Raw genomic sequence first — 15,685 nt, forward strand, 5'->3', positions numbered from 1 at the left:
TAATATTAATTTGACTGAACTAATTGAAAATTTAGTCCAATTGAATAATAGACCAAGAAAATGTCTAAATTTTTCAACACCATTCGAAGCATTGTTACACGAGATTAATTTATTGAGTTAGGTGTTGCACTTTTATTTGCAATTCATCAATTAAAAAAATAAATTTCATGTACATTCTTTTATACATAAAATTTATTTTATAATTTTTATATTCAAAATTTATATATCTCTCAAACTAATATAATACCAAAAAATTTACATACCTCTCAAACATAGAGCTAGCTGGACAAAAATCATTATTTGTTTTGTAGAAATCAAAATTTACATACCTCTCAAACGAAACATTCTTTGCAACACTATATTAAAAGTTTTGTAGAAATCAAAATTTACATATCTCTCAAACTTAAAAGAAGAAACCTTATTGTTGGCTGATGGTTTTGTAGAAATCAAAATTTACATATCTCTCAAACTAGGCTCTGTAGTGTCAGCATAAACTGCATGTTTTGTAGAAATCAAAATTTACATATCTCTCAAACAGCAATTGTTGCTTAATGGTTGGGGGAATGGTTTTGTAGAAATCAAAATTTACATATCTCTCAAACCTCAAATATAAACTGAGATTCAAAAGATAAAAATTTTGAATTTTTATATATAAAAAATAGATCGACAATAATTCCAAGCCCGAAGACAACGAATTAATCACGATCCAAGCCCGAAGGCAATATAGATAAATCTTTATTTGAACTTTGATATGTAAATTTTGAATACACTTATATTATACAATTACTTTTAAAAAAAATCAAGATTATATCTCACAATTTTCTTTATCAAAAATATAAACTATTTCTTTATACCTATCATTTGTTTTATTATCAAACTGTTGATGTTCTACATTTATAATATTAATTTTATTCAAACATACCTCTTTATATAAAACTTCTATTTCACTATCTTCGAAAAATGAATGCAACTCCGTTATAAAAATAACTTTTATACCACACAGTTCCACCAAAATTTTTAAAAATTTAATAAGCATTTCCAAATAATTATTTTCTTCAATTCGAAGTTTAAAATCACCTAACTTTAACAATGACAAAGTATCTATTTCATCATTTTGTTCAATATCAAAAGTACTATCAAAAATTATTTTTTCAAAATAAGCCGCAATAAATGAATTTATTCTATTTAGTTCCATAATATCCTCTGTTGCTTGTTTTAATAATTGATTGTATATCCAATTTTATAAAAAATGTTATCTAGAAATTTAAAAAGAAGTACCGAGTTTTTTCTCAACACTTCTTTCTTTAACTAACTTTTTGGTTCTGTCCTATTTAGTCATAGAACACATTTTATGAATTTTTTCTCATCCTCTTTATTTAACAAAGAGCTTATTTTTACAACATATCTAAAGTTCCACCTTTTACGGCAGTTCTTTCCATATTTTTCAACAACACTATTCCTAATATTAGAAATACAAAAGCTAGTAGAAACTCTCCTCTAATTAGATATATATTATTCACTACACTCTCCCCACCTATTAATTTTTGTGCTAAAAGTATAGAACGTGTCAGTGGTAAAATGTAACAAAACTGCTCTACTAGGTATGGGAAATTACTTACTGGAAAATTTGCCCCTGTAAATATTAAAAGCACTTTGTCTATCGTGTTCGTTACTAGGTGAATTTCGGTCGTTAATAATATTAAACATGAGATGAAAAATCCAAAACAAGTCGCCACAAATATCGCTAATATTAAAATAAAAATAAACTCCAATATTTTTTGTCCTGTCCAAGCTAATCCCAATAATAAACTAAGTACGCTCACTCCAAAAACTACCGACACAAAACCTAGTACCATAGTTGAGATTGCGCTTGAAATTAATATTTCTGAAATACTAGTTTTTGTTGCTAACATAAGCGACAATGTACCACTCATTCTCTCACGAACAAGCTGTAATCCTACTCTATAAATTGCCGAAAAGGCACTCGTTACTATAGCGTTACTTATCACCCATTTTTCAATATTTTCCGCTCCATAAACATAATATCCTACTAGCGAATAACACATCATCTGCATTAATGGAATTAAAAGATCAATAGTAAAAAAAGTACGCCAATCATCTAATACTGAGGACATTTTATAAGAAAATTGAACTCTTCTAAAAAATCTCGAAACATTCTCCATATTAAAATACCTCCAAAGTTCCATTTATAACACATAATTTCTTTATTTTTCTAAACGATACAATGCTTACTATAAAATAAACAACTGTTACAAAGACAAGTATTAGCGCTACTTTTTGTAATTGCTCTGCTGATCCACCTTGAATAGCCAACTTATAACCTTGCATAGCCCAAGTCGGGCTTAATAAATACGATATATATTGAATAAATTTTGGAAAAATACTTATCGGAAAAACCATTCCAGTAAGAATTATTATCGGGTAATCTATTACATTCATAAGTAAACTTATTTTTCTTGATAAAGTAAATAAACCCGCCATCATAAAACCAACAGCTATCATAGAAATTATCATTAAAATTGTTATTAGTAAAAAATAATTAAAACTCGCAAACTGGATAGATTTATTAAATAAAATTTTTACCGTCAGCATATTAAGTCCAAAACTAAAAATTCCCCAAAGTGTGTTTCCTAAAATTTTTCCAAAAATAATATTTTCGAAACCTATCGGTGAGGTAAAAATCATCGGCATAGTTCCTAACCATTTTTCTCTATCCATATCACTCGCTGATGAAAAACAAATACTTCCCCAAAACGTTGATATTCCAGCACCAATAAAAGCATAAAGCATAAAATCTTCAATACTACGATTTTGATAAATCATTCCCAACAAAATTCCACTAAGTATCGGACTAATAAACACACAAAATCTAAACATCGGGCGTGCTATTGATTGTTCCATCTGAATCCTCGCACTCATTAAAATAGCTCTCATATTACTTCTCCTCTAATAATTCTATATAAATATCTTCCAATGTTATTTCTAAATTTTGTTTATTCCTCTCTTCTTGTTCTCTCACTTTTTTCGCTTTTATTTCTTCTTTTCGACCAATTGAAACTAAATTTTGAAGACCCACTACATTATCAAGTGCAATTATTTCACCTTTTCTAATTATCGCAATTCTATCGCAAAGTTCTTCTGCTTCTGGCATATAATGTGTTGTTAATAATATAGTTACACCATCTTTTGCTAACTCCTTAATAAGTTTCCGAAGTTCTTTTGCCCCTACTGGATCGAGCCCTATACTCGGTTCATCTAAAAATATTATTTTAGGATTATTAAGAAGCGAACGTGCAACCTGTAATCTTTGTTTCATACCTTTTGAAAAAGTCTCTACCTTTTTATCTATAAATTCACTAAGACCTACATGCTTTATTAAATTTTCAATTAGTTCATTTTGATTTTTTCGTGGAATTTTATAAAGATCAGCAAAATATGCTAAATTATCTCTCGCACTAAGTCTCCAATACAGACTACGCTCTCCACCAAAAACAAAGTTTATATGCTCCCTAACTTCCTTTGCTTCATTAAAAGTATCAAAACCCAAAACTTTTACACTTCCCGAACTTGGAGCAAGCATTGTAGTTAAAATTTTTATCGTAGTAGTTTTCCCTGCTCCATTTGGTCCAAGAAGTCCAAATATTTCTCCTTCTTTCACTGAAAAATTTATTCCCTTAAGTGCAGTAAATTGATCTTTTTTTGAAATTCTAAAACTTCTTTTTAAATTTTTCACCTCTATAATATTATTTTTCACAATACTATCCTCCTAAATCAAATCAGATAAAGTAAATTCATCCATTTTTTTCTTCATAAAATTTAAACTCCTTTTTATGATTTTTTCTTTATCTTCATCATCACTAACATCTGAACAAAATAACTCATTGTATTTTAACTCAAACTCTTTATCTTTAAGTGTATTAGCTGTATTTATCGCTTTTAAAAATATCCACTTATCTCTATCGATTAATTCTGAGTGCTCTGCTAAATAATGTTTAGAAAATTCTATAAACATTATTCTACAGCAATGCAATGCTACATTATACTGCTTTTCTTTTAAATTACCCAATGTATCATCTAATTTATTATCCCAAGAATTATATAAACTTTCTTTATATATTTTTAAAAAATTATTAAAATCAATAGTTTTCAATAAATCATCATATTTATTTTTATTTTTTATATTTATCGAATACTTTAATCTACATAAAAATGTATTAATCTCTTGTAAAGTTAAATCTATATTTAATACATTATCCATTCTTATATTTAAATCTAATTTTACACTATTCAATTCATCTATCAATTTTCTTATATACTCATAATTGAATATTTCAACATCTATACTCATTCCATTGACTCTAATAAATGTTGTCTTTTTAAATTTATTCTTATACGTTGATTCTGTTTCACTAAATTTTTCTTCATCTCTAATTACGAACATATCTAAATCAGAATATATATTTCCCATCCCAATTGAATTTTTATTCAATTTTCCTTCTATTAAAGAACCTCCAAAATAAACAATATCATTTTCTAATAATTCTATATGTTTTTCCACATCTGATAAAGTTATTATTTTATCTAATTTTTCTATATACATACACCTTCTCCTTAAACATCTAGTTCATCAAAAATATTCTTAGAATCTATATACTCCCCTTTTTTAACATAATAATAGCTATACGATTTAATATAAAAAATTATCATATGTATATTCATAAATAAGTGTCCTACTATACAAAATAAAATAGAATTAGATATATAGTAAATACCACCTGATACTAAACCAAATAAAACTTGATTTAATAAATCTTTTTTATTAAAATTATCCCCCCATGGTAAAAGATAGTGTATCAACATAAAATACACTGCTGATATTAGTATAGACAAACTACCTATGTTTTTTAAATTTTCTATCATAAAATATCTAAAATATAATTCCTCACCTATAATACAACCTATCGATACATAGATAGAATAAATATATTCTATTTTATTTTCTTTAGGAATACTACTGACATATTCATTACTAAAAAATAAACTAAAAGTCTTTTTGTTTTTTAATATACTAATAATTATAAATGTAAATAATATAAATATTACTTTTTTTTCATTTTCAAAAATAAATACTTGTTTTTTCTCTAGTATAACATATGTCAAAAAAATTATTATAAAATGAATAAAATACCCAGTTAATCTAATTAAATATAATATTCCTTTTTTAGGAATTTTTCTAACATCAAATAATATTAATATGCTTAGTATCCATGCTACTGATAAATATATATTTCCTAAAAGAATTAAAATTAATGTAGATAATAATAATATATTAAATTTTATAAGTGTATATTGTTTCATAACTTATCTTCTTTCAATTAATCCTTCTTTTAGCAACAAATTAATAAAATTATTAATCTCTATGTCTATTTGTTCTGCGGTTCCACCTTCATATATACCCATTATTTTGTTTCTTAATTCCTCTACTTTAATATTTGTTCCAATATATTTAAAAATTATCACACCAATTTCATTTATTTTATAATTTCTCTTTCCACTCAATAAATAATATTCTTCATTAAATTTTCTAACACTTACTCTATCAACTCTTATAAAATCTTTTAACATAAATATCCTCTTTCTTATTTTTTATACAATAGTATTAAAGATACCAATTGAACATAATTCATCTGGTATCTTTAAAATTATAATTATAGTCTTTCTTCCACTTGTAACGCCGCTGGAATTTCAACTACTTCTAATTTTGGTGTTTCGTATGTTTTCATTATTATCACCTCCTTTCATGTATTTATAAAATTTTCCAATTATTATACTTTACTTTATCTAAAAAATTCTTCTCTTTATTTATTTCTTGTTTCAATTTTAATATTACAGGAGAAGAATTATTTTCAGTTAAACAATTTAATTTCATCCAACATACACCCTTAGAATCATTTATTTCACTATCATTTAAATACTCCAAAATATTTTTTTGCGAAGATTTTATTTCTATGTCATAAAATATCATAATATGATGTGTTGTGTGTCCAGTTTCTTCTGTTACAAAGACATCGTATGCCTTTGGATTATGATACTCTGATATTTCATAACCAGTTTCTTCTTCATACTCTCTCAACAACGTTTCTGTTAACCCCTCATAATCTTTTTGACTTCCTCCAGGCAAATCATATCTATTTTTATACGGACCTGTATTTTTTTTTATACATAACAACTCTCCATTATTTATATATATTCCATAAATTCCTATATGTGTGCTAAGTGTATTCATTTTTTATCACCTTCGTATTTTTTTAAAATTATACTTATACTTTTTTTAAATATTTCTATAACCTCTTCGTCAGAATCTATAATACTAACAATATTATATTTTGATAATATTTTTTGGAAATTAATCCTAATATTTTCTTGAAATTTTATAAATGCTTCTTTTTTTGATTTCTCATCTTTATACACGTCTAGCCCTGATTCCCAATAGTTAACATTTCCCTTTAGCCTTGAATATGCTGTGCGTGGAGAAATATCTAAATATATAATTAAATCAGGTAATGGAATATCATTTATCATGTATGATATTAATTTTTTATTTACATTCCTTGATAATCCTCTTGCTACAACAGAATAAATGTATCTATCCCATAGTATTATATATCCTTTCTTTTGAAACTTATCTACATACTGATAAATTTGATCCTTGATGCTTAAATAATGCAACGTTGTGTTTACCTCAGAAGAAAATTTTCTTCTTTTTCCTTCTTTAATTGCTGGTAACGTCGTATACGACATATTATATCTCACTACTAAAACTTTATATCCTTTGGAAATTAGATATTTTTTTATATTCTTTATTAGTGTACTTTTCCCAGCACCATCGTTACCTTCTATTACAATATTATACATTCTCTCTCCTATCATTATTAAAACTTTTTATAGCTTCTTTATATACCTCCATTGTTTCTTTAAAAATTTTATCAGGAGCCACTTTTTTTAAAGTTACTTTTGCATTTTTACTAATTTCTTTATATTTTTTTTCTTCTAATAAAATTACTTTTTCTATTTTTTTTAATATATCCCCTTTTTTATAAGGATTGCATAAAAATCCATTTATTCCATCTTCTATTATTTCAGACATTCCGCCATTTTTACTGCCTATACATACACAACCAAAATTCATAGCCTCTATCAAAACATAAGGAAAATTTTCATATAAAGAAGGAAATATTGCTACTTTTACATCACTATAATATTTTGAAATTTTCTCAAAACTTAAATGCCCTAAAAAAAATACTCTATCTCTGTATTTTGGTTCTATATAATTTATTATTAGTTCTTTTGTAGACCTATTAAACTTATTTCTATGTGTATCTTTTCCTATAAATACGACTTTATGAAAAGTATCTTTTTCAAAGAAATCATTTAATTCATTAGCTAAAACTAACACACCTTTTCTTTGTTCTAAACTCCCCACATAAAGTATAATATCTTTCTTTACTTTTTCTTTTCTATTCATTTCAAATTGAATAATTGGATTATTAACGACACGTATTTCCTTGTTTTCTAGCTCTATTATCTCTTTTTTTAATAAATTTTTTAAAGACTCCGAACATGAATATATTGCATCACTATTCAGTATATCCTCTATCTCATATTTTGAAACCTTTTGAGCTTCTTCAGTTTCTTTAACTTCATTAAATTTATTCCATATAATATAAGGTGTATGTAATTTAATTACAACTGGTTTCTTCCTATCGCTAATATAATAATGTGCTTCAGCCTTCCAATCAGCTACCTCAAATATATCAATCTCATTTTCGAGTTCTTTCATTTTTCCACAAACTCGTTTTCTATAATTTTCTTCATTTTTTTCTGAAATCATATGAAGGTTTATCCCTTCATAAACTATATATTTATCTTCAGCAGAAGCTGTTTTGCATATAATATGTACATCACATTTATTTTTTAACATTATCTTTGCCATTAAATATTGATATGTTGCTATTCCTCCTTTTTGTGTTTCTAAAGGAAACTCTTCTGATACTAGACATATTCTCAATATTAACACACCTCCTTATTTAAACCATATATTATACTCTAAATTATAAGCTTCTATACTATCACTTGCATGAACAATATTTCTACAACTTCTTTTTTCAAGTTCTGCTATTTCATACGAATCCATCCCGAAATCTCCTCTTATAGTTCCTTTGGAAGCTAATGATGGATCCGAAGCTCCTATTATTTTTCTTACTCTAGTTATAATATCTTGACCTTCCAGTACCAAAACTACTACATATTTATTTACAAAATAATCTAAAACTCTATTTTTTATATCTTCGTCTACTTTTTTTAAGTTTTTTTCATAGTGTTTTAATATTGTATTAGAAGATACCCTACAACACTTTAATTCAACTATTCTCCCCAATTGTAATAAAATTTCTACACAATCAGTCGTTATATCACGCTCTAAACAATCTGGTTTCAATATAACTAATGTTTTTTCATACATATTTTATTCCTCCAAATAGGTATTTATTCTAATATTTTCTAAAATAGAAAAATCTTCGCTCCAATGAATCCATGAATCTTTTTCCCATGTGTTTAAAGAAGTTTTATTCGCTACCTCTAAATATTTTTTTTGAAATATTACTTTTATAATATAAAGTTCGAGAATTTCTATAATTCTTTTTTCTTCATTTTTTGAAAAAAAATCTAAAATTCGCCTAATTTTCTCGTAAGATAGGTTTCCGATATCACTATTCACATATCTATATAAAAATACTGCCAAGTCATAATTTTTAGGTGCATATGAAATTTCATCATAATCTATAAAAAATATATTTTTTTCTCTTAAAAGAATATTCTTATTATGTAAATCACCATGCGACAAAAATGATTTTACTGATTTATATTTATGCAATAACCGTTCTATATTGTACCTATATCTATTTAAAAATTTTTTCCATTTTACATTTTCATATTTTGTTTCTTCAACCATAAGTATTTCAAAATAATAAGAAATTTCATTAATCAAATTCTCTTCATCGTCATGTTTACTCTCTGCTTTATTTTTTTCTTGAAATTGTAAATGCCTTAAAATATAATCAAACTCTTCTTTACACTGTATATCAAATCTTTTTCCATCTATATATTTATAACTATAGGTTCCATTGATTACATTAATATCTTCTAATTTTATTCTTTGCCCCATTTCATTTAAGAATAATACATATTCATTCAATAATTTTAATTTTTCAGGATAAAAAATCTTCTTTTTTACTATATAGTCTTCATGAAAAAAATAACTCTCTACCTTTCTCATAATTTTGTCATACATAATATTATAGTTACACATATCTTCTATGTAAAATATATCTATATACTTTTTATTTTCATACTTTTTTATAATATTTCCTTCTTTTATAGCCTCATTATATCTATATATTTTTTCTTTTTCACTATATTTTTTTGAATTCAATCTCTTTTTTATATCTTTTGTTAAAATTATAACTATTCTATCTTTATCTCTTATTTTTATTGTGTCTAAATTTTTTATCGAACAATTTATCACTACAATTTTATTATTATCGTCTCTACAATTCTTAAAATCAAAGGTAGTCACCCCATAAATTATATTTTTACTATCTTTTATAGAAATAAACATATCATTTTTAAAAAAATAATCATCTTCTACAAATCTATAAAAATCATCATCGTCTTCTCTTTTTTTCTATTGGTTACATGTTTAGGTACAAAAAATCTTGGATCTTTTCTGAATTCTAGCAATAATGTAGACTTTCCAACATTAGGATTTCCCATCAAATATAGTATATTTTTTTTCACGATTTCACCTTCTTTTCTAAAGTACGCCTTATTACTCTTTTTAGAACTGTTATATAACATTTTAACAAAATATAGTTCGGTTGTCAACCGTATTTAAAAAAAAAGTAATATTCGTCCTAAATTTCCAGAGTAAATTCCGCTAAAATAAAAATAACGGAATTTAAGTTGAAAATACCAAAAGAGCTGGAATTTAACTTGGTAATAAAACTTTTATAAAAAAATATTGTAATAATTTTATTAGCTTATTATGAATTTAAAATTCCACACGATATACTTTGTAAAATTAGTTTTATACTGAGTAATAGGTGTGATAGCCTTGGTGGGGAATGTGGCAGATGCCACTATTCCCACATTAGAAATCACACCTATAGAGGCTCAGTGTCAAACTAATTTTTAACATAATTTTAGTGTATATTAATGGTATGAGACTTTTCGTTGAAAGGAATCATAACTATGGAAAACAATAAAAATAAACATTTAACACTTGATGATAGAATTACTATTCAAACTGGTATTACTAATGGAAAAACTTTTAGAAGTCTCGGAATTGATTTAGGGAAAGGTCCTACTACAATCTCTAAAGAGGTTAAACGAAATTTTGTTTATACAAACACTAACATAACTACTAAAAATTTTTCAGGTGATATTTTGAGTACTGACTGTACTCTCCTTAAAAAGCTACCTTATGTATGTAATAGCTGTGCACATAAAAGGCTTGATTGTAGATATAAAAAACGTTTCTATTATGCTGAGACCGCTCATAAAAAATATTTAGGTATTTCTTCTGATGATAATTTTTTATTAACTGTCATTTTCTCTTTTCTCCTGTTTTCATAATACTTTCACTTTTATTTTATAACACTTGCCTATTTTTAAACACCCTACATTTTGCCTAATGGCAGATAAATAAAAAAGACTTAGCTCCTTTTTGCTAAGTTCCCACTCTGAATCCAAATATTTTAATTAGTAGCTCTCTATTTTTAGAAGACCGCTTCTCGATTTGATTCTAAACCATACGAATGCTGATTTTATCAAGGTTTTAGAAGACTATCTTTTTTTATTTCTTCCATATATAATTCCTAGATAAAAAATAAAAAAACTACTCATAGTATCAAAAAGTAAAACTACTTCTCATTATACTCTAACTCTTTCAAATATGTTCCAAGTAATATATGCTCTTCTTTGTTTAAATTTTTTAAAAATTGCATTTGATTGTATATTTTTTCATAAACTATCCGTGTCCAAATTCTTGCCTTACTATCTTCTGACCAAGACAATTGATTTTTATATTTTAAACTAGTATCATGACTTCCATAATACGGAATCAATTCTGAATTTGGATTTCTTTTTTCATCACAAAATATAATTTTTATTTTATTTTTTATTAGTTCATTAAGAAGAACGGCGGTAAGACTTACCGCCGTATTTTCTACAATGACCATATATATTTCACTTAGACTAACCTTCTTTGTTTCCGCTTCTTTTCTTACAGTCATAAAGTTAAGGCAATAATCTAGCTTTGCTCGTTCCCTAATTACTATTGTTCTCCATGTCATTATTTTTTTCCCCTATTATTGTTATTTCTTTTTCATAAAATCCTGTTATAGATTTTTCAATTATTGAAAACTGATTTAAATTAGTAAGGTCAAATCTATTTTTAGCTCTTGTTGCAGTTAAATTAATCAATTTCAAATTGAATGTAGTTTTCTTTTCAGTTAATACATATAATAATTCTAATAATACTGTAATTTGCTCTTCCTTATTTAAATTTTTAAACTTAAAGAAGACTTTCCCAGATTTTAATTCATTATAATTATTAAGTTTTTTATTTTTTAAAGTATTACTATTCATTTTTTTTACTAATGTATTATACAATTTTATATTTTTTTCACTTGTTATAATTTTCCATAACTCTCCATCCTTATTATCCTTTTTCCAATTCAAATACTTAACTATTTCTTTAATATATTTTTCACTATTATTATCTAATATAACTTGAATAGCACTGTCGAAATTAAAATATTCACTTGTTTTACCACCCACATAATAACTAAAATTATTAAGTTTACATAAGCCTCCTATACATAGTTTTCTATACTTTAATTTCAAATCTTTAATTTCTTCGGCATATTTTGCTTTTATTTGACTTTTAGCATAATCAGTCAATGCACTATCATTTTTTATATTTTGAGAAATATAAATTGGTATTGGTATAATCCTAGTTATTTTTTCTTCACCTTTTTTATTTTTTGTTATACATTCAAAAATCGAATAATATGCAATTTTTATCTTGGGAAAGCCTCCATATTTAGCAACATCAATTAACCTTTTATCACTTGTTTTTTGTGGATAATAACTATCATCCTTGGATTTTTTCGCTTTAGAAATGTTTTCATTATATAATCCACCTTTTTGTTCAGAAGTTCTTCTAGTAACTAGTATAGAATTATTATTCATTACACTTTCAACAGTATTTATTGTCTTATCTACTTCCCAAGCTATAGTCTTAGAATTTTTTACATTTCTATAAAATATTTTATTTAATGAATATTGTCTTCCATTTTTTTCTTTTGTAATAAAATTATATGCATTTCTTGTAAATTTCACATCATAAACATTACCAACAACAATATTTAAATAAGCATCCTTGGCATGATGTAAATCGTTAATCTCTCTAACTTTGATAAGTTTTTCCTTACTTTGTGATTCGAGATTATTGGATTTTATTTTCCCAAAATTTTCCCTGAATTCTGATACATTTTCTGCTTTTGAATAACAAATTACAGATTTTTGATTTAACTCTTGTAAAATATTAGCCACTGCTTTTACTGATTGTGAAGTTTCTACTAATTGCCTTGCGATAAATCCTGTTAATTCGTCATCGCTAAAATCTTTAGTTCTAACTAATCTATTATATTTCTCATCTGAAATTAAATCCTTATTTTTTAAAAATAGCCAAAAGTTCTTATTTTCATCTTGAATAGATTTTTCTAAAGGATAATTGTTACCCTTTTCCTCATTAATTTCACGTTTTACAAGAACAGTATTTGTAAAACTATCATCTTTAACTTTACTTTGTGGATAAATATGATCAATATCATATTTATTGTTATCAAAAAGCTCGCTAAGTAATATTCTTTCTCCACTATACATACATCTTCCTAACTGCATATAGTAAAGATATAACTTTTTAGCTTTTAATTCTGATGGTTCTACTGACATAAGCTTACTTTTGTTTTTGTCAAAGTCTAAAGATGTCCCTAAACTTTTTTCCAACTCAAGAATTTCTTTGTCTTTTATATTTTTATAAAGAGAAGCTAGGTAATCTTTTCGTGAATTGGTTCGCTTTTTCTCTGCTTGATTAGTTCTAGTAGTTTCTATAAAAATTTTTTCTGGAGTCGAACCAATAATTTTTTTCAATTCTTCTACTATCCTTATTGTTTGCCAAATTGAACGTTTAACAGCAGGGCTAACATATAAGTCGTCCAATAAATCTGGTGTTATTTCAAAAATTTCTTTTTGTAGTCGTTTATTATAATCTTTTATTTGCTCCATATAGCCATATTGATTTGCTAAAATTTCCATAAGAAGCATAGTATTCTGTCTTAGTGCATTTATAATATTTAGACATTCTCCCGTTTCTTCGTTGAAAAATTTTTCACTCACTATTTCGGTCAACAGCTTTCTGCTAAATCTTCCCCAACCCTTATATGTTAAACGAGAAATTTTCTTTATTTCTTCAGTAGTATAATAATCTCCATATACCTTATTTATTTTGTTAATTATTAATTTTTTTGATTCCCCGTACAACGTTATCCAATTTATAATATTTTCAACACGTTCTGTATCAAATTTTTCTCCTAAGATATTTTTAAAATCTCTATACGATTTCAAATCGCTTTTTATGGTTACATCAATCCCACTAATTTTTCCACGACCATCAGTGAATCCATTAACTTTTAAAAAGTCTTCAATTACTTTTGCCGAAACTTTCTTACCTTGTTTTTTAAATAAATTTTCAACCATTGCATCTCTTGCTTCAACTGTAAGTCTATTACCATCATATCTTAATTTATTTAAATCGTTTAACAATTCGTACTCTGAATATAATAATGAATGTTTTGGAAGTACATCTTCATTTTTTAAATATGTACATTTATTAGTTAAGTTTCTTATAAATTTCTCGGCACTCGCATCAGCATCAATAACTCTTTCGAAATTCCAAGGTGTTACCGCTGTGTTTTCTTCATTATCATAGCGCACTGACCAAGCAAAGCCATTTTCTTTTGCTTGATGATATGAGTTTAGTGGTCCTACATAATACGGTATTCTAAATTCTAGTAATTGAATGATTTTTTCTTTAACGGTAAATCCATTTTCATCTTTTTTATTGAAAAAATCATAGTATTTTGTTGCATTATCTAATATTTTTACTAATTCTTCTTTATGTACTTGATACGGAACTACGGAATTATCTTTTGTTCTTTGTAACGGTAAAAATTCTTCCAATTTCAATTCTTTTATTATATTTTCTTTTATTTCGCTACTTTCTAATTTATCTAGTTCTTTTTCTAAAAATTTTTTAAAATCTTCATACGAACATCCTTTTCCTTCTCTGCTTCTTAGAGTATAATTGACGTAGTTAGTTCCTTTATCCTTATCTTCTTTAAAGATAGCATAATAAATCTCTTTCTTTTTTTCATCAGATAACTCGGCATCATTTACTATTAATGATTTTAATTTATCTAAATCCTCTGAATGCTTTTCATATGATTCTACTTTTGATTCTGATATAGTTTGACCTACTTTTTTTATATCAGATAAAATAATTCCATCATAAATTTGTTTCGCTAAATCTAATAGTTCAATATAATTTGATAAAACATCTTCATATTTAGGACGTTCTTCTTCATAAATTTTATTTTTAAATGAAATTGATTTAATATCGCTATCTAATTCTTTATATTCAGCAATATTAAATAATTTATCCAATGTTGGTTTCCCTCCAAATATTAATTTAAAAATCTCATGAAGTTGTTTTTCTTTTGGATATAATTTTTTTAGATCGTCTACTTTTGCAGATAGATTTTTCTTTTGTAATGAAATATATTTTATTTTTTCTATCTCTTCATCCGTTATTTCAAATCCCACCTTAACAAATTCAAGATTAAGAAGTTCTTTGATAAAATTATCAATATTTCCATCTTTAAAACTTTGTCCTTGTAATAAAAAATGTCCTCTATTTTTTATAATATGGTGTACTGCTAAATATACTTTTCTTATATCTGGATTTTTTTCTGTCATCAATTCTTTTCGTAAATGATAGATTGTCTTATATTCTTTATAAAAATCTTTATCCGTATATTTTTTATCATTAAATAGGGTAAAGGTCTCTTTATTAGTTTTATCTTCAAAATGATATTTACTTTCTCTTAATCTTAAAAAAAAGTTTTTATCTACTTTAACTACTTCTTCTGCGAATAATTCTTCCAATAAATTTAGACGCCATTTTCTTCTAGCTAAGCGTCTTCTCCCTGCACGAAGTCCCCTTCTTTCTGCGGCAGTCGTCGCTTCTTCAAACAACCTAACACCCCATAATCTTTTTCTATTTTTTCTTAGAAGTTTATATTCTGTATCCGTAGCAGCCCAACCAACACTTGCAGTTCCAATATCCAAGCCTAGATACCATTTCTTACTTTCCATACAATTTAATCCTCCTCATTTAAAATTTTGTTACGTAATTAGATAATAAAATATTCTACAATTCATATTTTATCATAATAATTGAAATAAATATACAATAATTGTT

Annotated in this window: 16 protein-coding genes and 1 CRISPR repeat array; of the genes, 1 reads left to right on the forward strand and 15 read right to left on the reverse strand. The window is 25.7% G+C overall.

The genetic code is table 11. The annotated features are described in order from the left end of the window. Positions 1–302: 302 nt before the first annotated feature. Positions 303–602: direct repeats of the CRISPR family, unit length 36 nt; unit sequence GTTTTGTAGAAATCAAAATTTACATATCTCTCAAAC. A 203-nt stretch (positions 603–805) separates the two neighbouring features. The 13 genes from csn2 to H612_RS09820 all read right to left on the reverse strand — a co-directional run bounded on the left by csn2 (position 806) and on the right by H612_RS09820 (position 9,936). Beyond that, positions 806–1,234, reverse strand: a complete 429-nt coding sequence (gene csn2, locus H612_RS08835) for a type II-A CRISPR-associated protein Csn2 (RefSeq protein ID WP_281170278.1) — start codon at positions 1,232–1,234, stop codon at positions 806–808. Between the two features lie 160 nt (positions 1,235–1,394). Next, positions 1,395–2,183 (reverse strand): ABC transporter permease, encoded by a 789-nt coding sequence (locus tag H612_RS0100015; RefSeq protein WP_027129602.1) that lies wholly within the window; start codon positions 2,181–2,183, stop codon positions 1,395–1,397. 1 nt (position 2,184) lies between these two features. Then, on the reverse strand, positions 2,185–2,955 hold the full coding sequence (locus H612_RS0100020) for an ABC transporter permease (RefSeq protein ID WP_027129603.1): 771 nt from the start codon (positions 2,953–2,955) through the stop codon (positions 2,185–2,187). A gap of 1 nt (position 2,956) precedes the next feature. Beyond that, a complete protein-coding gene (locus tag H612_RS0100025; RefSeq protein WP_156882767.1) occupies positions 2,957–3,775 on the reverse strand; it encodes an ABC transporter ATP-binding protein in 819 nt (272 codons plus the stop codon). Positions 3,776–3,787: 12 nt separating this feature from the next. Then, the gene (locus H612_RS0100030; protein ID WP_027129605.1) at positions 3,788–4,621 is read right to left on the reverse strand and encodes a hypothetical protein; all 834 of its coding nucleotides are present in this window, start codon (positions 4,619–4,621) and stop codon (positions 3,788–3,790) included. 11 nt (positions 4,622–4,632) lie between these two features. Continuing rightward, positions 4,633–5,379, reverse strand: a complete 747-nt coding sequence (locus tag H612_RS0100035; protein WP_027129606.1) for a CPBP family intramembrane glutamic endopeptidase — start codon at positions 5,377–5,379, stop codon at positions 4,633–4,635. A 3-nt stretch (positions 5,380–5,382) separates the two neighbouring features. Continuing rightward, positions 5,383–5,646: a PqqD family protein gene (locus H612_RS0100040; protein ID WP_027129607.1), complete on the reverse strand. Its 264-nt coding sequence runs from the start codon at positions 5,644–5,646 to the stop codon at positions 5,383–5,385. A 181-nt stretch (positions 5,647–5,827) separates the two neighbouring features. Beyond that, the gene (locus H612_RS0100045) at positions 5,828–6,307 is read right to left on the reverse strand and encodes an NUDIX hydrolase (RefSeq protein ID WP_027129608.1); all 480 of its coding nucleotides are present in this window, start codon (positions 6,305–6,307) and stop codon (positions 5,828–5,830) included. After that, entirely contained in the window at positions 6,304–6,936 is a 633-nt protein-coding gene (tmk, locus tag H612_RS0100050) for a dTMP kinase (protein ID WP_027129609.1), read from the reverse strand. Before tmk ends, H612_RS0100045 begins: the two co-directional genes overlap by 4 nt. Beyond that, positions 6,929–8,089: a glycosyltransferase family 4 protein gene (locus H612_RS0100055; RefSeq protein ID WP_027129610.1), complete on the reverse strand. Its 1,161-nt coding sequence runs from the start codon at positions 8,087–8,089 to the stop codon at positions 6,929–6,931. Before H612_RS0100055 ends, tmk begins: the two co-directional genes overlap by 8 nt. A 15-nt stretch (positions 8,090–8,104) precedes the next feature. Further along, positions 8,105–8,542: a nucleoside-diphosphate kinase gene (locus H612_RS0100060; protein WP_027129611.1), complete on the reverse strand. Its 438-nt coding sequence runs from the start codon at positions 8,540–8,542 to the stop codon at positions 8,105–8,107. 3 nt (positions 8,543–8,545) lie between these two features. Beyond that, positions 8,546–9,697, reverse strand: a complete 1,152-nt coding sequence (locus H612_RS0100065; RefSeq protein ID WP_027129612.1) for a phosphotransferase — start codon at positions 9,695–9,697, stop codon at positions 8,546–8,548. Between the two features lie 26 nt (positions 9,698–9,723). Further along, positions 9,724–9,936, reverse strand: coding sequence for a hypothetical protein (locus tag H612_RS09820; RefSeq protein WP_169515547.1), 213 nt, complete (start codon positions 9,934–9,936; stop codon positions 9,724–9,726). Positions 9,937–10,329: 393 nt separating this feature from the next. Here H612_RS09820 and H612_RS08840 point away from each other — a divergent pair, with 393 nt between their 5' ends. Continuing rightward, positions 10,330–10,713 carry a helix-turn-helix domain-containing protein gene (locus H612_RS08840; RefSeq protein WP_051210069.1) on the forward strand — a complete coding sequence of 128 codons (384 nt, stop codon included), beginning with the start codon at positions 10,330–10,332 and terminating at the stop codon, positions 10,711–10,713. Between the two features lie 287 nt (positions 10,714–11,000). Here H612_RS08840 and cas1 read toward each other — a convergent pair whose 3' ends face one another. After that, positions 11,001–11,432, reverse strand: coding sequence for a type II CRISPR-associated endonuclease Cas1 (gene cas1 / locus H612_RS08845; protein WP_035500051.1), 432 nt, complete (start codon positions 11,430–11,432; stop codon positions 11,001–11,003). Further along, entirely contained in the window at positions 11,407–15,579 is a 4,173-nt protein-coding gene (gene cas9, locus H612_RS0100085; RefSeq protein WP_027129613.1) for a type II CRISPR RNA-guided endonuclease Cas9, read from the reverse strand. The genes cas1 and cas9 overlap by 26 nt, the downstream gene beginning before the upstream one ends. Positions 15,580–15,685: the final 106 nt, after the last annotated feature.

Origin of the sequence: Gemella cuniculi DSM 15828 (genome assembly GCF_000425665.1) — a bacterium.
Taxonomy (GTDB): domain Bacteria; phylum Bacillota; class Bacilli; order Staphylococcales; family Gemellaceae; genus Gemella; species Gemella cuniculi.